Consider the following 18,288-nt stretch of genomic DNA (forward strand, 5'->3'; position numbering starts at 1 on the left):
TTGGGTTGCCGGGCGTACGTGTGCCGCGATCGAGCAGGGCCCGGTGCCCGGTATGTCGATTTCCTGCTTCCTCGTTCGTCATAGGCGAGGATCGCCCGCTGGTGCCAGCAGCCGTGGATGCCAGCGGGAAGCGATCCGGATCGAGCCAGTTCCGAATCCACCACACCTACGCGATCAGACGGGAGAACTGCAATGAAGCAAGTTACCGGCCGCTGGAAGATCGGCAAGACACTTGGCGTGTTCCTGGCCATGGTCGTGGCCGCTGCACAAGGTTCGCCAGCCCAGAATCCGCCGCATGCCTATCCGGTCATGGCACCGCTGTCGCAATACCTGATGGCAGATCGCGATGCGGAAATCGCCCTGGCACGCAGCGCGGCGCCCAAGTCCATTTCCGGGGACGCAACGGTCCTGGTGCTCGGGCCCCACGGTTACGTCACGGCGGTCAAGGGCAAGAACGGCTTTGTGTGCCTGGTCGACCGAGCCTGGACGGCGCAGTTCGATTTTCCGGAATTCTGGAATCCCAGATTGCGCGGACCGATGTGCCTGAATCCGCCGGCAGCGCGATCGATCCTGCCGATGACCTTCAAGCGGACGGAGCTGGCGCTCGCTGGACGATCCAAGGACCAGATCATGGGCGACATCAAGGCTGCGCTGGCGAGCAAGGCGTTCCCGCCGCTGGAACCCGGCGCGATGTGCTACATGATGTCGAAGCAGGGCTATCTGAACGACGAGGCGGGACACTGGGTCCCGCACCTGATGTTCTATACCCCGCTTGGCACGAATTGGGGCGCCGACTTGCCGGGTTCGCCGGTGATGCTGAACCCGCAGTTTCACGGTCTCCCCGAACCGATCGACGAGTTCATGATACCGACCGACAAATGGTCGGACGGAACGCCTGCGCCGTCGATGTAGGAGCGGTGAGGGCACGGCGTTGCCTGGCGATGATGCGCAGCGCTTTCCGGCTGTGCTTGCCGGTCGATGCGCGGTGACCGATGCTTCGTCTCGGCGTCGGCGCCACGCACCGACGTCTTTCCATTCACTGACGGAGTTCTCCCGCATGATCCACCGCATCGACGCCGGCCCGCGCATGTCCGAGGCCACGGTCCACAACGGCATCGCCTATCTCGCCGGCCAGGTCGCCGAGGACGACAGCGCGGATGTCGCGGGGCAGACGCGTCAGGTCTTGGCGGCCATCGATGCGCTGCTGGCGCAGGCGAGCAGCGATAAGACACGCATCCTCCGCGCACAGATCTTCCTTGCCGACATCGCCGACTTCGCCGACATGAACCGGGTGTGGGACGAATGGGTGGTGCCTGGCCAAGGGCCGGCGCGTGCCACGGTGGAGGCGAGGCTGGCCAGGCCGGAGTGGAAGGTGGAAATCGTGGTAACCGCGGCGATCTGAAGTCCAGGGGCGTGATCCGTCACGGCACGCCCCTTTCCGCCGCCGCCCTGGCTTGCGCGCGAATCAGGCGATCAGCGGCGGAGGCATGGCGATCGCCGTGTCGCCACCGCACACGTCGCGCCACAAGTGGTACATGACCCCGAACATTGCGCTGAACATAAACAACAGCAGCCCGACATACAGCGGGATCAGCACCACGAACGTCAGCCAGGGGCTGATCAGCCTCGCGACCAAGGCAAGCACCATCGCCACGATGACAAAGACGACGACCGCGGCGAGCCAGAGAAGAACGGAAACCAAGGCAAACACGAAGAGCGGCAATGCGTTCTTGAATGCGCCGATGGCGCCGTCGCCGATGGCGCCGAACACGCTGCGCTTGTTCAGGGCCACCTGGCCGAGGCTGATTGCGTAGTAGCCCATCATCCAGAGGCCAAACACCATGAACAAGGCGATGGCGCTCCAGAAGCCATCGGGGAGCGCCGGCGGCAACTGGTGGGCGGCCTGTCCCGCCAACACCTGCATGTACCAGCGGGCGATGCCGCCTCCGGTGGCCAGAACGATGATCGCGACCCCGGCGATGTAGACCACGAAATTCGCCACGCCGAGCCCGATCAACCGCCACGCCTCGCCTTGCCGGTAGGGATTGAAAATGCCGGATACGCGTGCTTCCCGCTCTCGTTCGGCTGCATCCACCAGCTGCAGGTAGCCCGCGTAGAGCGGAATGATCAGTAGCCCGAACAGCGCGGAGAGCGCCATGAGCATGAACGAAAGGGTTGCGCTCGGCGGCCGGCCGGCGCTCATTTCGTGGAATTGCACCGGCAGCGTGATCAGCGATGGCAGCAGGCACACCCCCACCAGTACCGCGGCGCCTCCGAACAATGGCTTCGGGTGACTGAAACCCACACGGATGCCGTCGGACAGCCAGCGAAAGCCGATCCCCGCTCCCATCGATCGCGTCGCCATGGCGCCCCTCTCCCCTGATGATCGGCGCCCCAGCGCCGTATCGGTGGAGCATAGCGTTTGGTGGTCGAAGTCATCCAGGATGCGCGGATTCCGCGGGTGGGCCCTCAACGGGCCGGAGAACCTGTTCAGGAACTCCAGGAACGTGGCTCCAGGCACGAAAATCTTGATCGGGCTCCTACGACGGGAGCGGGGAATACCGGCACAATGGCGCCGTGATTTTCCCTTGCGGCTGCAGCCGTAAGGAGTGGTGAAGCGACGCTTTCGCGATGAGGGGGGCTGCTGTGAGCATTTCGATTTCTGAAACAGGCGTCGCCCCCGACTCGATCGACAAGATCGCCGAATCGCTGGCGCATGCCGGCACGCTGGAAGAGCTGGTGCGACCCTTGCTGGAATTGCTGGAGAAGGTGACCGGGCTGGAGTCCACCTACCTCACCAGCATCGACATCGAAGCGGGTCTGCAGCATGTGCTGTATGCGCGCAATACGCGACGCCTGCAGATTGCCGAAGGCCTCGTCGTGCCGTGGGGCGACACGCTGTGCCGCCGTGCGCTGGACGAGCGGCAACCGTATGCCGACGACGTGGGCACGCGCTGGGGCGATTCCGGAGCGGCGCGCGAACTGGGCATCGCCACCTATGTGAGCACGCCGGTGCATACCGACGACGGCAAATTGTACGGCACGTTGTGCGCGGCCAGCGACGAGCGCAAGCCGCAGGTCGCGGGCGCGTCACAGGTGCTGGAAATGTTTTCCCGGTTGATTGCGCAGCAGATCGATCGCGAGCGCACGATTCGTTCGCTGCGCCAGGCCAACGATGCGTTGGCGGTGACCGCACACACCGATGCCACCACGCGGCTGCCCAATCGTCGAGCACTGCTGGACGAGATGCGCCGTCGACTCCTGGGCGTGCCGGACAACGAGGTGCTGCTGGTGGCTTTCATCGATCTCGACGGCTTCAAGGCGATCAACGACAACCATGGACACGATGCCGGCGACCGTTTCCTGATCGCCATCGGCAAGCGCTTGCACGCTGCCCTGCGCGATGGCGATTTCGTCGCGCGGGTAGGCGGCGACGAGTTCGTCGTGCTGTCCGCGGCGCGTCGCGACGTGGCTGCGGAGGTGTCCGACGCGGTCGGCGTGCAGCTGCGGGAAGCGACCAGCGGCCACTATGTGCTGGACGACGGCCTGGAGTTCGACTACGGCGGTCCCAGCATCGGCGTGGTGACGGCGGAGCGGCACGAATCCGACATCGACGCCGTGCTGGCTCGCGCCGACGTGGCGATGTACGCTGTGAAGCGCCAGCGCAAGGGCAAGCCCGGGCGCTGATCCATGCGTCCCTTCTGAGCACGAAGCGCTTAAGCCTTGGCGGGCGCTCCGATCGATGATGCCCCGGTTCCTTTCCGACGGCGGAGCACCTCGGAGCCTGGCCCGCAGGAACGTCCTTTTTCTTCCGCCTTAGCCATCGGTAATGCCAAGGGTCTGTTCCCGATCCGCGCGGCCCTCGTCGAGGCGAATTGGAAACCCGTCGGTTCCCGGATGCGGCGCGATGCGGGCTCGCCGCCCATCACCTAGGCGAGCAATGATTCGAACGCGGCCAGCGGCAGTGGCCGCGAGATCAGGAACCCCTGGAACGCATCGCAACCCTGGGCCAGCAGGAACTGTCGCTGCGCATCCGTTTCCACGCCCTCGGCGATCACTTCCATGCCCAGCCCGTGGCCCATTGCGATGATGGTCTGCGCCACCATTGCATCGTTGGGGTCGGCCGGCAGGCGCGCCACGAAGGACTGGTCGATCTTGAGCTGGTCCAGCGGCAGGCGCGACAGATAGGCCAGTGAGGAATAGCCGGTGCCGAAGTCGTCCAGCGCGGCATGGATTCCCAGCGCGCGCAACTGCGCAAGCTTGGCGGCGGAGTCGTCGAGGTCGTCCAGGATCGCCGTCTCGGTGACTTCCAGCTTGAGCCGCGTGGGGTCGGCGCCGGTGATGGCCAGCGCGGTGCGCACGTCGTCCACGAAATCGGCCTGGGCGAACTGGCGTGCGCTCACGTTGACGGCGAGCGACAGTCCGTTGCGGCGCGTATCGCCCGCCCAGGCGACCAGTTGCGCGCAGGCTTGCCGCAGCACCCAGCTTCCCAGGGGCAGGATCAGCCCGTTTTCCTCGGCGATGGGAATGAACACGGCGGGCGCGATGCGGGTGCCGTCGGGGCGCGTCCATCTCAGCAGCGCCTCGGCGCCCATGATGTCGCCGAGTCGGTTCACCTGCGGCTGGTAATGCAGCTCCAGCGCGCCGACGGCGACGGCCTGGCGCAGGTCCACGACCAGCGCCTCGTATTGCGCCAGTTCATCCTGCATTGCCGGTTCGTAGCAGCACACCTGGTCGCGGCCGGCTGCCTTGGCGTGGTACATCGCCAGCTCGGCCTCTTTCAGTACCGATTCGGAGGTGCCTTGATGCGGCACCAGCACGGTCCAGCCGATGCTGAGGGTGACCACTACCGGCGTGCCGTCGAGCAGGAACGGCTCATGCAGGGCTTGGCGCAGGTTCTCGGCGCATTCGGCGGCCCGCGCCGGCGACATCGCCGCGCCGTCCGCGCAGGTTTCCAGCAGCGCGAAGGTGCCGCCACTGAAACGGCTGAGTGCGCGGTGTTCGTCCAGTCCATGGCGCAGGCGCTGCGCAATCATGATCAGCAGGCGGTCGCCGGCGGCGTGGCCGCGCAGATCGTTGATCCGCTTGAAATGGTCGAGGTCGGCCAGCAAAAGCACGCCGCCGCTACCGGCGGACTCCAGCAGGTGCTGCAGGCGTGCGTGCAGGAAGTAGCGGTTGGGCAGGTCGGTCAGCGGATCGAAGTACGTCATGTGATCGACGCTGGCGTACGCCTCGCGCTCGCGCGTCAGGTCGACGATGGAGCAGACGTAATGGCTGACGTTGCCGTCGGTATCGATCACATGCGACACCGTCATGCGCGCGGCCTTGGGCTCGCCCTGCGCGGCTTGCAGCCACAGCTCGCCGTGCCAGGCGCCGCTATGCCCCACCTGCGCCCACAACTGGTCGTAGAACGCGGCGTCGTGATAGCGCGAGCGCAGCAGGTTCACCGGTCGGCCGATCAGCGCTTCGGGGGCATGGCCGGTGAGCGCGGTAAATGCGCGGTTGATGCGCTGGATGATGTGGTCGACGTCCATCACCAGCAGCGCGTCCTGGGACTCGAAGGCCACTGCGGCGAGCCGCAGCTCGGCCTCCGCGCGTTTGCGTTCGGTGACGTCGCGTGCCACGCCAAGCGTGGCGTAGGCGGTGCCGTCGGTGTCGCACAACGGGACGTTGATGACCTCGAGCTGCAGCCGCTCGCCGTCGCCGCCCTCGGTGGACAACACGTAGGTGTCCTGGGTGCCGCGACGTATCGCGCGAACGTCCATTTCGCGCACTTCGGCGGCCTTGGCCGGCGGGAACAGCCCGGCATCGGTGTGGCCGACCAGTTCCTTGCGTTCCATGTGCAGCAGCTCGAACACGCGGTCGTTGCACACGCGGTAGACGCCTTGCAGGTCCTTCATCCACATCGCGTCGGGATTGGCGTCGAACAGCGCGCGCAGCTTGGCTTCGCCCGCCTGCAGTTCGCGCGTGCGCGTGGCCACGCTGCGTCGCAATGCCCAGATCCACGCCAGCATCAACATGCCGAGAGTAAGCGCCACAGCCAACGCAACGGCCGCAATGCGCCCGTAGGGCGACAGCGGCGGCGACTTCTGCAGCCAGCGCTCGTCCAGTGCACTGTTCTCTGCGGGCGTGATGCTGGCCATGCCGCGTTCGATCACTTGCAGCATCGCGGTATTGCCCTTGCGCACCGCCACGTGGAAATGGCCGGTATCGAGCACGAATGCACGACTGAAGAACCTTTGCGCTCCAACCTTGCTGAGGTAGTAGTAGGCGCGGTATTCGTCCATGCAGAAGATGTGCGGTTCCGTGCGTATGGCCGCCGTCACCGCGTCCTGGTATTCATCGAACTGCCGCAGGTCGGCGAAGCCGAGTCCGGCCAGCGTCTTTGCGCAGGCGCTGCCGCGGCCCACGTTCACCGTGAGGCCGCGCAGCGAAGCCGTGTCGTGCAAAGTGGTATCGGACGAGCCTACGTAGATGCCCAGCGGCAGGGTGACGTAGGGTGCGGAAAAGTCGAACTGGGCCTCGCGCGCGTCGGTGTGGTAGATCATGTCGATCGCGTCGGCGCTTCCGGTCAGCACATCCTGCTTGGCGGCGTTCCAGTCGATCAGGTCGAGTTCGACGTGGATGCCGGTGTGCTTCTCGAACAGCCGCCAGCGATCCGCCACGTAGCCGCTCACCTGGCCGTCGGTGTTGCGGAACAGATAGGGCGAGTAGCTTCCCGGGGCGACCACGCGGATGCGCGTGGGTGAGACGGGCGTGGGCGCAGCCGCGAGCGGCGCCACGAGCGCAACGCAGCGCAGCCACGCGAAGCACACGAATCGACCTTTCACGGTTACCCCGGTATCCAGGCGGTCTCGGTCTGCCGACAACGTCGGCCCCATGCCGGTGAGCGCGCAAGCCACGTCCGTGGCGGTCGGTTCCACCGTCCGCCGCGGATATGGCCATGCACTCATCTGCGTATCGACCATGGTGGCCGCTTCTGAAGCTGGTGCTGCAGCCGGCCGGAGCCTGTCCGTCACTGTCACGGCGTGGCTTGTGTGACAGTCAGTGCTTTTTGTGCACGTGCCGAAATCCGGATCAGCGGTCGGCCGATCCGTCAGCCACCACCGGCAACAGCACGGCGCTGCGCCCGTCTGCGCCGTGCTCGATGGTCACCGTCGCTTTCCTGTAGTCGTCCGGCTTGGCGAACAGGATGTTGGGCACGAACGTCTGCGGGTTGCGGTCGTACAGCGGGAACAGGCTGGACTGGATCTGCACCATGATGCGGTGGCCGGGCTTGAACTCGTAGTTCACGGTGGGCAGGCGGAACTTGTATTCCTGCACCGTGTTCGCCGGGATGGCCTCCGGGTTCGCGAAGCTCTTGCGGTAGCGGCCGCGGAAGATGTCCAGCGACACCGGCAGCTCGTAGCCGCTCATGTCGGGGTCGGTGGCGTCGGTGCCCGGGTAGACGTCGATCAGCTTGACCACGAAGTCGCCGTCGGTGCCAGTGGTGCTGGCGAACAGGTCGGCGATCGGCGCACCCTGCACGGTCACGGTCTGGGTCAGCACGGGCGTGGTGTAGGAGAGCACGTCGGCGCGGTCCACCGCGAAGCGCTGGTCGTGCACCAGCCAGGTGCGCCAGCGGTCTTCGTTGTTGGCCTTGATCGGGCGGGGCAGGTAGGGCACGGGCTTGGCCGGGTCGGAAACGTAGCTGTCGCCGCCGCTTTCCGGCTGTCCGAAGCCCAGCCCCATGTTCGCCTGCAGGTAGATCGGGGTGAGTTGCTGGGCGCTGGCCGGCTTCCAGTGGGTGAAGCTGTCCCAGCGCTTCTCGACCGGGTTGTAGATCATCGCCTCGGGCAGTGGCGTGGCCAGCGGTGTGCCGCGCAGGTAGTGGTCGAACCACGGGATCATGACCTGCTGGCGGAACTGTGCGGTGGTGTCGCCGGGCCACTTGAGCGGCCCCAGGTTCCAGCCCGCGCGGTTGATCTGGCTGTGCCACCACGGGCCCATCACGAGATGGTTGTTGCCGCCGTGGCCGGCCTTGTCCAGCGCTTCCCAGGCATGCACGGCGCCATAGATGTCCTCCTGGTCCCACAGGCCCTGCAGCCACATCGTGGGTACGTCGGAGGGATGCGCGGGCAGCAGCTTGTCCAGCGCCTGCAGCTGCCAGAAGGTGTCGTAGGCGGGGTGGGCCGAGAAACGGTTCCACCACGGCAGCTGCTTGAAGCCGTTGGCGACGGCGTAGTCGCCGGCCGAACCGGCGGCGAGGAAGTTGGTGTAGTCGTCGCTGTTCTCGCGCGGCACCGGTTCGCCCGAGCCCTTGGCGCTCATCTGTTCGGTGAAGTAGTCGAGGTTGATCTGGCGCAAGGCGCCGTAGTGGTACCAGTCGTCGCCCATCCAGCCGTCGACCATCGGGCTTTCCGGCGCGGCGACCTTGAGTGCGGGATGCGGGTGGAGCAGGGCCATGGCGACGGTCCAACCGTCGTAGGACGAACCGATCATGCCGACCTTGCCGTCCGACTCCTTGATGTTCTTCACCAGCCAGTCGACAGTGTCCCACGCGTCGGTGGTGTCGTCGGTGGTAGTCGGGTTGAGCGGCCCGATCGGCGGCCGCGTCATGATGTATTTGCCCTCCGAGCCGTATTTGCCGCGCACGTCCTGCCACACCAGGATGTAGCCGGCGTTGGCCCAGTCCTTGTCGCCCGACCACACCGCGTCGGCCATGTGCAGGCTGTTGCCATCCAGGAAGCCGCTGGCGTTGTACGGCGTGCGCTCCAGCAGCATCGGCCGGTCGTGCGCGTTCTTCGGGATCACGATCACCGTGTGCAGCTTCACGCCGTCGCGCATCGGGATCATCACGTCGCGCTTGACGTAGTCGAAACCGCCCTGCGGTGTCTGCCAGCTGGCCGGGATGTCCGACGCGGTCTGGATCATGTCGGGCGTCACTTTCGACGAGTCCTGGCCTGTCGCGGGTGTCGTGAACGCGGCGGCTGACAGCAGGCAGGCGAGCGGAAGGAGCGCCGGGCGCAGGGCTGCAGTCTTCATGGGGGTGGGGTCCTCTTGGTCATGATCGCGTGGGGGAAGCTACCACGGTCGTGCATTGTGGTCTTGGGACGTCCAGTCTTGGAACTGGCTCACGATGTCCTGTCTCGCGCCCTTGCGTCTTGTGGGAGACGTTGATTTCGCTGTCGCAAGTTTCAACGCGGTTGCGGTCACCTGCCGGCGTCCGAGTCCCTTCTCTTTGCTGGCCCATGCCATCGCAGCTGCGGTGGCGAACCGCGAAGCCGGCCCGAAAGGCGAGAGGCCTAATGCTCGGAGTCAGAAATGGAACCCAGAGAAATGAGCTAGTTGGATTCGCCGGGACTACGAGCAGGCTGTGTCGAAGGGATTGGATCAACGCCCGGCGACACGACCTGCCATGAGGCCGCATCGCGCCGTATCTGGAAACTGAAGGCCTACACGAAACGGAGGGTCCTCACGTCCGTCATCCCAGCGAAGGCTGGGGTCCAGTGACTGCATGCCCGGGATGAGCGGTCATCGCTACAGAGTGACTTGCTGCGCTCACCCTTTGGGTGCGCCCTACGAGCGTTCTCTGCGCTGCGCAGTTCCCGGCACAGGGTAATGTTGAGATCGCAAGCAGGCGCTTAGTTCAGGCTGGTGAGCTGGTATCCCACGTACAGCACCAGGAACAGCGCCAGTCCGACCAGCAGCGCCGTCAGCCCGCGTTCGACCGTGGTGCCGTGGTACGGGGTTTCGGCTTCGGCCTGGATCAACCGGCAATTGCGGTAGAAGGTGCGGGTGGCCAGCAGGATCAGCACGGCGCCCAGCAAAATCATGCCCAGGCCCAGCCATTCGGAGGCGCGCATGTGCAGGCCATTGTTCAACACCGCGCCGCGTGTCGTGTAGACGAGGAACACGTCGAAGCGTTCGATCAGGAAACCGAAGCCCATCAGCGACACTGCAGTGCGGATCCAGGCCAGGTAGGTGCGTTCGTTGGCGGAGAGGTCGCTGAAGTAGGGGATCATGGACGCTGCCCTTGCAGGAGGTGGAGCCAGTCTAGCCCGCGGGGCCTCGGCGAAGTGCGCTTGCCGGATTGGTGCTTCAATGGCGTTTGCCAAGGCATGTTCAGTCGCCGGACGCGCCTCGCGCGTACGATGGAAAACCGTTAGGTCGTAAGGAGACCAGTCATGCGGAATTCGTTGAAGTGTTGCGCCTTGATCGCTGCGGCGTTTGCCGGCGCAGCACATGCCCAAGAGCTGCCCAAGACTGCCGCCTTCGAAGCGTTCGGCAAGGGCGTGCAGATCTATGCGTGCAAGGTTTCCGGCAACACCTATGCATGGGCGTTGAAGGCGCCTGACGCCACATTGTCGGATGCCAAGGGGAAGGTGATCGGTAGGCACTTCGCCGGGCCGAGCTGGCAGGCCAACGACGGCAGCACGGTGGTGGGTGCATCCTTGAACGCCTCGCCTTCGCCCGATGCCGGCGCCATACCGTGGCTGGTGCTGCGGGCCAAATCGCACAAGGGCAGCGGGGTGATGGCATCGGTGCAATACATCGTGCGCGCGCACACCGAAGGTGGCGCAGCGCCTGCTTCGGGTTGCGACGCGGGTCACGCGGGCGCCGAGGCGCGCGTGCCCTACAACGCGGTGTATCTGTTCTTCCGGGGATGATTCCTTGACGCCCGCAATGCCGACCGTCGTCGTGATGGGTGTTTCCGGCAGTGGCAAGAGTCACGTCGGTGCTGCCCTGGCGCGCGCCTGCGGCGTGGACTTCGTGGAAGGCGACGACCTGCACCCGCCCGCGAACATCGCCAAGATGAGCGCCGGTATTCCGCTGGACGACGCGGATCGCCGACCCTGGCTCGAGGCGATTGCCGCGGCGATCGCGGTGCATCGCGGGCAGGGCGTGGTGGTGGCCTGTTCGGCCCTGCGTCGTATCTATCGAGACCATTTGCGCCAGGCCGATCCGGCGCTGCGCCTGCTCTACCTGCGCGTGCCGCGCGACGAGCTTGCACGCCGCATGGGACGGCGCCGGCATTTCATGCCGCCTGCGTTGCTCGACAGCCAGCTGGCGACATTGGAAGAACCAGCGGCGGACGAGCGTGCCATCGTACTGGAGGCTGGCGCCGACCTGGCGGTTACGGTTGCATCAGCCACGCAGGCGCTGCGGTCGTCGCTGCGACCGGCCTGAGAGCCTGCTCACGATCATCCCGATGACTCGCGCGCTTCATCGTGGCTGTCAGTGGTGGTGCGTGGCGCAGTGCCTGCGTGGCTGACAGGTCAAGCCGCGCGTTGCCGCATGGTGACCATGACAACGCAGCCCACAGGGCCAGATCAGTTTGTCTGCATGCCTGCGTCATCACTCAGTCGTGTATGGACGTCCACCCCCTCGCTCTTCCTTCGCCTGCGCGCAAGCGTTCCAGGGGCGGGTCACGGGAGATCGCGCGCAGGCTCCGAGGGCATTTCCCTACCCGAAGCCGCGATCCGGATCGGGACGATTGCATGTGGACGCTCGCCACGGTCAGGCGTTCCAAGGCTTTCCGGTCATGTCGATTTCGGATCCCGTCGTTCGTCGGGATGATGAAGGCCGGCAAATTGGCTTGCCCGCCGATTGATCTGGCCCGTTCCGGATTCCCTGATGCTAGGAGCAAGCGATGAGAAAGTTGATCCTGACCATGGCCACGTCGCTCGACGGTTTTGTCAGCGGCCCCGAGGGCGAAGTCCAATGGATGCTCAACGGCGACCAGGAGGCCATAGCCTGGAAGGTGGAGAACCTGTGGAAGGCCGGACTGATCATCATGGGTAGCCATTCCTTCCGGGATATGGCGCCGTTCTGGCCGACTTCCACCCTGGTGTTCGCGCCGGCGATGAACCGGATCCCCAAGGCGGTCTTTTCGAAACAGGGCCCGGCGGTGTTGGAGCCGGCGATCAAGGCAATCAGGGATGCCCGGGCCCAAGTCGACGATGCCAGGCAACTTCAGCCCGGTGCTGAAAGCTGGACCGAGGCCTACGTGGCCAGCGGCGATCTTGCCCAGGAAGTCGCCAGGCTGAAGGCCCAGGATGGCAAACCGATCGTCGCCCTCGGAGGAGCCGCCTTCGCGCGCAGCCTTATCGCCCACAAGCTGGTCGACGAATTGGCCCTGATGGTTCATCCGATCGCATTGGGCAAAGGCAGGCCGATCTTCTCCGACTTGCCTGCGCCGCTGCCGCTTGGGCTGGTCAGCTCGAAGGCCTTTCCGCTCGGCGCGATGCTGCAGGTCTATCGGCCGGTCTGAATACGTCCCAGACATCAATCCGCCTGCATACGCCTTGGTGTCCGCACGGGGTCTCTCATGGCGAAGTTTGTAACCGAAATGAACCAGTCGCTGGATGGCTATATCGACCACCAAGCGTTCGGGCCGCCCGATGCGGCGCTCTTTCGCCACTTCACGGAACGAGTGCGCAACCTGACGGGCATGCTGTACGGCAGCAGGATGTACGAAGTCATGCGTTATTGGGACGAGGACTCGCCCGATTGGGACGCGGACGAACGCGACTATGCGGCGGCATGGCAGCGCAAGCCGAAATGGGTCGTGTCGCGCTCGTTGGAGTCGGTCGGATCCAATGCCTCCCTCATTTCCGCTGACGTCGAGACGGCGGTGCGGCGACTGAAGGCCGAGCTTGCCGGCGAAGTCGAGGTCGCCGGCTCGGAACTGGCGCGGAGCCTGGCCGAGCTTGGTCTCATCGATGAATATCGAATCTATCTGCACCCCATCGTGGTTGGCCATGGCAAGCCGTTCTTCGCCGGTCGGCGCTCGCGTTTGCGTCTGGTGGCCAGCGATTTGATCGTCGGTGACGTGATCCGGTTGACGTACGCTCCTGCCTGATCGCGCGCGGGCGAGGCCGGTGCAGCTGATCAGGATCGGGGCGAAGGCGAGGGTCGCCAGCGCCTCGGGTCATCTCGTGGCGCAGATTTAATAGTTGACTAAAAATAATTGTTGAAAAACAATAGTTGAATGAATACAACTATTGCTGCCGGCCATCGGGCCGAAACCCACCCGAACTTCATCCTCGGCATCTGCTGCCTGAGCCTTTTGATGGTGGCCATGGACGCCACCATCGTGAACGTCGCGCTGCCTTCGATCCGGCACGATCTGGCTGCCTCGATCTCCGGGCTGCAATGGGTGATCGATGCCTACACCCTGGTGGTAGCGAGCCTGCTCATGCTGGCCGGGTCGATGGCCGATCGCTTCGGGCGGCGCCGCGTGTTCCTCTCGGGCATGGCGCTGTTCATGCTCGGCTCGCTGCTGTGCAGCGTCGCACCGAACATCCACGGACTGGTCGCGTTCCGCATCGTCCAGGCACTGGGTGCCACGATGCTCAACCCGGTGGCCATGTCGATCATCGCCAACACGTTCCACGAGCCCAAGGCCAGGGCGCGCGCCATCGGCATCTGGGGCGCGGTGGCCGGCGTGTCGATGGCAATCGGTCCCGTGATCGGTGGCGCACTGACCGAAAGCGTCGGCTGGCGTTCGATTTTCTGCGTGAACCTGCCTGTGGGCGCCGCGGCGATGGTGCTGGCGATGCGCTACATCCCGGAATCGAAGGCGCCGCGTCCGCGCCGCGTCGATCCGGTCGGGCAACTGCTCGTGTTCGCTTTGCTGGCGAGCGTGACCTATGCGGTCATCGAAGGTCACCAGGCGGGGTGGGGCTCGACGACGATCATCGGCTTCTTCACCGCGGCCGCGCTTTCGCTGGTCGCCTTGCTCGTCTACGAGCCGCGCCGTCGCGAACCGCTGATCGATGTGCGCTTTTTCAGGAGCGCACCTTTCAGCGGCGCGACCCTGATCGCGGTGTGCAGCTTCTCCGCGTTCTCCGGCTTCCTCTTCCTCAACGCGCTTTATCTGCAGGAAGTGCGGGGGCTATCGGCCTTCCACACCGGCCTGTGCACGCTGCCGCTCGCCCTGGCAACCATTCTCTGCTCGCCATTTTCCGGGAGACTCATTGGCACGTACGGGACGCGACCGTCCTTGCTCGTTTCCGGCATGGCCACCATTGCCAGCGCGCTGCTGATGACACAGCTGACGGCAACGACGCCGTTGCCGCTGCTCTTGCTGACCTACGCTATCTTCGGCGTCGGCTTCGGCATGGTGAATGCACCCATCACCAATACGGCGGTATCCGGCATGCCCAAGGCGCAGGCCGGTCTCGCCGCGGCCGTGGCATCCACCAGCCGGCAGATCGGCGCGTCGCTCGGCGTGGCGCTCGCCGGCACCATCCTTGGCGCGCATATCCATGAAGGTTTCGCCGAGGCGTCGCATCCCTTCTGGTGGCTCATCACCGGCGGCGGGATCATCGTGTTGCTGCTCGGTTGGCTGTCCAGCACGCGCTGGGCGCACGAGACGACGCGCCACGCGGCACACTTGCTGGAAGAAACGCCGGCTGGAGCGACCGCATGATCCGACACACCAACGGTGGCAGCGAGGCCGATGCCCTCTGGCAGTTGATGGTCGATCTGGTGTGGGAAACGCGCCGTGAATGGCGGCGCAAAGTGGGCGAGGCCACCGGACTGCCTTTCAGCCGCGTGCGCATCCTGTGGCGGCTGGAAGAGGCGCCCATGACCCTTAAGCAGATCGCCGATGACACCGGCAGCGATGCGCCGGCCACCACGGTGGCGGTGAACGACCTGGAGGGCCGCGGCCTCGTCGAGCGGCAGCCGCACCCGGAAAGCCGGCGCGCGAAACTGGTGTCACTCACACGTACGGGACGACAGATCGTCGACCGGATCCACAGCACCGTGCGCGACGACGCTCCGGCGGCCTTCCAGGCGCTCTCCAAGACCGACCTCGCACATCTTCGCCGCATCCTGGAGCGGATTGATCGCAGCGAACGCTGAAGTCGGCGACACCGATTTCGAGAGATGACACGTGGTGAGTTGTTTCGCCACTCAAGCGTGGGCGCTGCATGCCCGGACGCAAACCGTCTTTCACCTGGCTTTATGTAGGCCCCGGGGCGACAGCGGATGTCTCAAGGGCTGCAGAAAGATCGCCAGTGCCTTCGATAGGGACTCGATGTGCTTACCTGACAGGCAAGAAACCTAATCCCAGCGATTGGCGTTCTTGGGAAATCCCGGGCGTTGCACACGCACCACGCAGAATCGTTGCCCGGTGGGAGCCTGCATCACCACCCAACGTTCAAGGCGACTGACGACCGTGGCGCCCAGCTTTTCCAGACGAAGCACCTCTGCAGGAATGTCATCCGTCTCAATGTCGACGTGCACCCTGCTCTCGTGGGTGACGCGTTGAATTTGCACGATGGGCTCGTCGGGTGGCGTCTCCAGCATGCGGTAGTTGCCGCGCGTACCCGGATGATCAGGATCCACGGCGCGTCCCAATGCCTCGGCCCAGAAACTCGCGGCCTTATCTACATCGGGAACATTGCAATCGATGAGCACGGCACAGAGTCTGGAATGGTGCATATGCTTGGTTGCCTCTTGGTGAGAAACACAATCCTTGCCATATCGATCATGTCTGGCTGTGGCGCTTCGAGCACATGCAATCCAAGTCTGGCCAATATCATCACTATCTCTGCCAGTCCCTGATTCACCCGATCAAGGGGCAAGCTATCGGTCTCCAAGAAATTCACGAAGCGACCGGCGACATTCCGCGGATTTTCCGGAGCGGAGGCGTCCTGTCGCCAACTCAATGATTCGAAGATGTACGTTAGTATTTTAGTAACGACGAGGCCGAGATAGCCCCATCGCAAACATGACCCACGCCAATATTCCACACACAAAAACGCCAAATATCATGCGCGCGACGCGTGGAGATGCGTCCTCCAGACTACGTTCTCCACTCATGTTCGCAAGTGCAAGTGTGATTGTTGATAAAAATATCCCTGCCAAAAACCACTGCCGCTATTCCTTGTCGTTAGACGAAACGTTTCCCAAGCTATACGCGATAACACCGGCGAGGTTTAAGAGAAAAGTCAACCGAAGCATTTTCGTAGATCGTGGCATCTTCAAACCTTCCGTTGTTGGGTGGAGCTATCCGAGTCGAGTCTTGGATTCAATCGGTTGACGCAGCAGCTCAAAGCGTAACCACTACCGCTGCATAGCGGCCAATCTGCCCTAAGCGTGGGCTTGATCTAAGGTAATCAACTTCATCGGTTCTCATACGCCACCCAGACCGGCTTCCCAGCACAGTCGCCTGGAAACGAGCAGCTTGTCGCCAAGAGCCTGCAGCGAGTGTCACTGCTGTGGCTTTGTAGGCTCCGATGAAACCAGTACTCGTCTGATTGCGTCAATCACTGCATCAGGTCTGTCATAGCTTACGAGATGGCTCGATTGCGGCACAAACTCATAGACGCCGCGGGTCGACATGGTTGCAAGCTCATGATGTAGCTCCTGCTTCATAGCGTTTCGTTTATCGAACTGCTCTTTGGTGAACTTCTTCCAGCGAGGGTAAGTGGTGCTGAGCACGATGATCGGCATGTCACCAAAGTGCCGCCGGGTTGCGCGGGTCTGGTCGGCGCTCGCACCACCGAAACTCTGCCTCTCCGACGCAACCGCCTCCTGATATTTGCGCTTGGCGGCATATACCAGCATCGCATCATTGATTGCCTGGCTGTAGCGGGGGTCAGGTTCGCCCACGCATTGCGTGTAGACGGGTGAGGTTTTAGGAATCTCATCTCCAACCAATGCATTCAGACAAGTCCGGTCAACCTGGCCATTGTGCTTCGGTGCCCGACCTTCGGTCGCCTTAATTGCATCTATGCGTTTCGTCTGGTCCTCGTGTGAGGGATCTACGAGAACCATGCCGACGACTTCATCGCGGTAACGATCCGCGAAAACACGTACTGCCATGCCACCAGCGGAATGCCCCACCAAAACGTAAGGTGGCCTTATGCCGATCACCTTGAGCGCCCGGTGAATGTCATCGACATCGTTGCTAGCAGTGCTTGGTCGTGTAGCGGCGTCACTGAACCCAAGGCCCGCACGATCGTATGAACAGGTCACGTTCTTCTTGCTGATTGCCGGTTGCACCAATGCCCACGCGATGCTTGTATCGCTCAAGCCGGAATCGAAAATGACGGCGGGAGAACCTGTGCCACGGCAGTAGATATTGAGGCGACGATCACCGCCGACGTCGACGAGCTGGACTGCTTTTGTATAGGCTGGGTTGGTAATGATCGGCTCTGCTGGGCTGGCTTGCGAGGTTGACAGCATGAAAAATGCTAGACAGCTGAATCCAGCCGTCACAGCTCCCGTCCTTACGCCCATCTGCTTTCCCCTGTGGTTGCAAATTCGGCATGACCGATACCGCCGACATTTTACCTCAGCAAAGCTTGGCAGCACGTTTCGATTCTTGCCGGCATGTGGGCGCTTATGCCTATGCCAGTAACAGTTTGACCCATCGGGTGTATCTGATCACGCTTTACCAGCCCAACGGAAAGACGTCCACCGTGATCACTGGCAGTGCCTTCACAGGATGGCGAGCGCCCTGCAGACGACATGGCGTCGCATCGCTCGCTCCGATCATGCTCAGTGCAATCTTGGCGGCGCCGGCGTTGGCACAGGCGACGGTGGCTCTTTGCCGCGGGGAATGATTCGCTCAAAGGTAGCCGTCTGCACGCTGTCCAGATCGAAGAAACGCAACGTGGCGCCACTCGGGCGGAGTGTCGCGAAGACGCGATCCTTGTCGGCGGCGGACCCCATGAACATGAGCGTGGCGCCTTTGGCCCAGTTTGGCGGTGCGTGCTTGAAGCTATTGATCATTGTGTCCGCGGTGACGCGTGAGCTTGGTCCGCCCAAGGCCAGGATGGCGCCAGGCTGCAGCCGTCGGCCGGCAATCCAGTCTTTGAAGACGTTGTTTGCGCGCTCGCGCAAACCCACACTCATTTCGCTGCGGCCGACCAGCACGGGCCACGCGCCCGGCCATGCCGTCGGCGATACGTGGCGCTGGAAAACCGCCCGGACGAAGTCGAACCATTGGTCGTCGGCGTCGTCGTTCGTCGGCCGCGACACTGTGATCAATAGCTTGTACGGAGCCTCATTCGTGTAAGTGACGTTAGGCCCTGGGTAATAGGTGTTCGCTACGCCATCTGTGCCTTGCGACGCGGCAGTCGACGCCAACAGGGCGCTCGCGACCACGACGCCCATCCATGCCCATTGCCGTCGCCGCGAATGCGTCAGCGTACCCACGTCCGTTCTTTTCATGAGGCGTTTCCCTTCGGTCGCGCATCGATGATGCGCCCAACGCTCATCAGCGACAGGCGCATCTCTGTTCCGAACTTTACTTTAACGTCCGACAGACAAAGTCCGCCTTGAACC

General features: G+C 63.7%; 16 protein-coding genes. 9 read left to right on the plus strand and 7 right to left on the minus strand.

Annotated elements, in window-relative coordinates; genetic code table 11:
• Positions 1-237: 237 nt before the first annotated feature.
• Both ISP25_RS19860 and ISP25_RS19865 read left to right on the plus strand, forming a co-directional pair.
• The gene (locus tag ISP25_RS19860) at positions 238-912 is read left to right on the plus strand and encodes a hypothetical protein (protein WP_404616126.1); all 675 of its coding nucleotides are present in this window, start codon (positions 238-240) and stop codon (positions 910-912) included.
• 145 nt (positions 913-1,057) lie between these two features.
• Entirely contained in the window at positions 1,058-1,402 is a 345-nt protein-coding gene (locus ISP25_RS19865; protein WP_192156271.1) for a RidA family protein, read from the plus strand.
• Between the two features lie 63 nt (positions 1,403-1,465).
• On the opposite strand, the gene ISP25_RS19870 is transcribed toward ISP25_RS19865, so the two are convergent.
• A complete protein-coding gene (locus ISP25_RS19870; RefSeq protein WP_404616127.1) occupies positions 1,466-2,365 on the minus strand; it encodes a hypothetical protein in 900 nt (299 codons plus the stop codon).
• A 281-nt stretch (positions 2,366-2,646) separates the two neighbouring features.
• Between ISP25_RS19870 and ISP25_RS19875 the strand changes: the two genes are divergently transcribed.
• Entirely contained in the window at positions 2,647-3,687 is a 1,041-nt protein-coding gene (locus ISP25_RS19875; protein ID WP_404616128.1) for a sensor domain-containing diguanylate cyclase, read from the plus strand.
• 242 nt (positions 3,688-3,929) lie between these two features.
• On the opposite strand, the gene ISP25_RS19880 is transcribed toward ISP25_RS19875, so the two are convergent.
• The 3 genes from ISP25_RS19880 to ISP25_RS19890 all read right to left on the minus strand — a co-directional run bounded on the left by ISP25_RS19880 (position 3,930) and on the right by ISP25_RS19890 (position 10,004).
• Positions 3,930-6,953 carry an EAL domain-containing protein gene (locus ISP25_RS19880; RefSeq protein WP_404616129.1) on the minus strand — a complete coding sequence of 1,008 codons (3,024 nt, stop codon included), beginning with the start codon at positions 6,951-6,953 and terminating at the stop codon, positions 3,930-3,932.
• Positions 6,954-7,077: 124 nt separating this feature from the next.
• Positions 7,078-9,024, minus strand: a complete 1,947-nt coding sequence (locus ISP25_RS19885) for a CocE/NonD family hydrolase (RefSeq protein ID WP_404616130.1) — start codon at positions 9,022-9,024, stop codon at positions 7,078-7,080.
• A 599-nt stretch (positions 9,025-9,623) separates the two neighbouring features.
• Positions 9,624-10,004, minus strand: coding sequence for a YidH family protein (locus ISP25_RS19890; protein ID WP_404616131.1), 381 nt, complete (start codon positions 10,002-10,004; stop codon positions 9,624-9,626).
• Between the two features lie 162 nt (positions 10,005-10,166).
• Between ISP25_RS19890 and ISP25_RS19895 the strand changes: the two genes are divergently transcribed.
• The 6 genes from ISP25_RS19895 (at position 10,167) to ISP25_RS19920 (ending at position 14,853) form a co-directional block, all read left to right on the plus strand.
• Positions 10,167-10,649, plus strand: coding sequence for a DUF3455 domain-containing protein (locus tag ISP25_RS19895; RefSeq protein ID WP_404616132.1), 483 nt, complete (start codon positions 10,167-10,169; stop codon positions 10,647-10,649).
• Between the two features lie 16 nt (positions 10,650-10,665).
• Positions 10,666-11,169, plus strand: a complete 504-nt coding sequence (locus ISP25_RS19900; RefSeq protein ID WP_225578257.1) for a gluconokinase — start codon at positions 10,666-10,668, stop codon at positions 11,167-11,169.
• A 463-nt stretch (positions 11,170-11,632) separates the two neighbouring features.
• Positions 11,633-12,253 carry a dihydrofolate reductase family protein gene (locus ISP25_RS19905; protein WP_404616133.1) on the plus strand — a complete coding sequence of 207 codons (621 nt, stop codon included), beginning with the start codon at positions 11,633-11,635 and terminating at the stop codon, positions 12,251-12,253.
• A 57-nt stretch (positions 12,254-12,310) separates the two neighbouring features.
• Positions 12,311-12,844: a dihydrofolate reductase family protein gene (locus tag ISP25_RS19910; RefSeq protein ID WP_192156257.1), complete on the plus strand. Its 534-nt coding sequence runs from the start codon at positions 12,311-12,313 to the stop codon at positions 12,842-12,844.
• A gap of 129 nt (positions 12,845-12,973) precedes the next feature.
• Complete coding sequence (locus ISP25_RS19915; RefSeq protein ID WP_404616134.1) at positions 12,974-14,416, plus strand: MFS transporter; 1,443 nt, start codon at positions 12,974-12,976, stop codon at positions 14,414-14,416.
• Complete coding sequence (locus ISP25_RS19920) at positions 14,413-14,853, plus strand: MarR family winged helix-turn-helix transcriptional regulator (RefSeq protein ID WP_404616135.1); 441 nt, start codon at positions 14,413-14,415, stop codon at positions 14,851-14,853. The genes ISP25_RS19915 and ISP25_RS19920 overlap by 4 nt, the downstream gene beginning before the upstream one ends.
• A 201-nt stretch (positions 14,854-15,054) precedes the next feature.
• Here the strand turns inward: ISP25_RS19920 and ISP25_RS19925 are convergent, their stop codons facing one another.
• The 3 genes from ISP25_RS19925 to ISP25_RS19935 all read right to left on the minus strand — a co-directional run bounded on the left by ISP25_RS19925 (position 15,055) and on the right by ISP25_RS19935 (position 18,174).
• Positions 15,055-15,435, minus strand: a complete 381-nt coding sequence (locus ISP25_RS19925) for a VOC family protein (protein ID WP_404616136.1) — start codon at positions 15,433-15,435, stop codon at positions 15,055-15,057.
• A gap of 771 nt (positions 15,436-16,206) precedes the next feature.
• Complete coding sequence (locus ISP25_RS19930; protein ID WP_404616137.1) at positions 16,207-17,184, minus strand: alpha/beta fold hydrolase; 978 nt, start codon at positions 17,182-17,184, stop codon at positions 16,207-16,209.
• 315 nt (positions 17,185-17,499) lie between these two features.
• Complete coding sequence (locus tag ISP25_RS19935; RefSeq protein WP_404616138.1) at positions 17,500-18,174, minus strand: hypothetical protein; 675 nt, start codon at positions 18,172-18,174, stop codon at positions 17,500-17,502.
• Positions 18,175-18,288: the final 114 nt, after the last annotated feature.

Source organism: Rhodanobacter hydrolyticus (genome assembly GCF_044904645.1).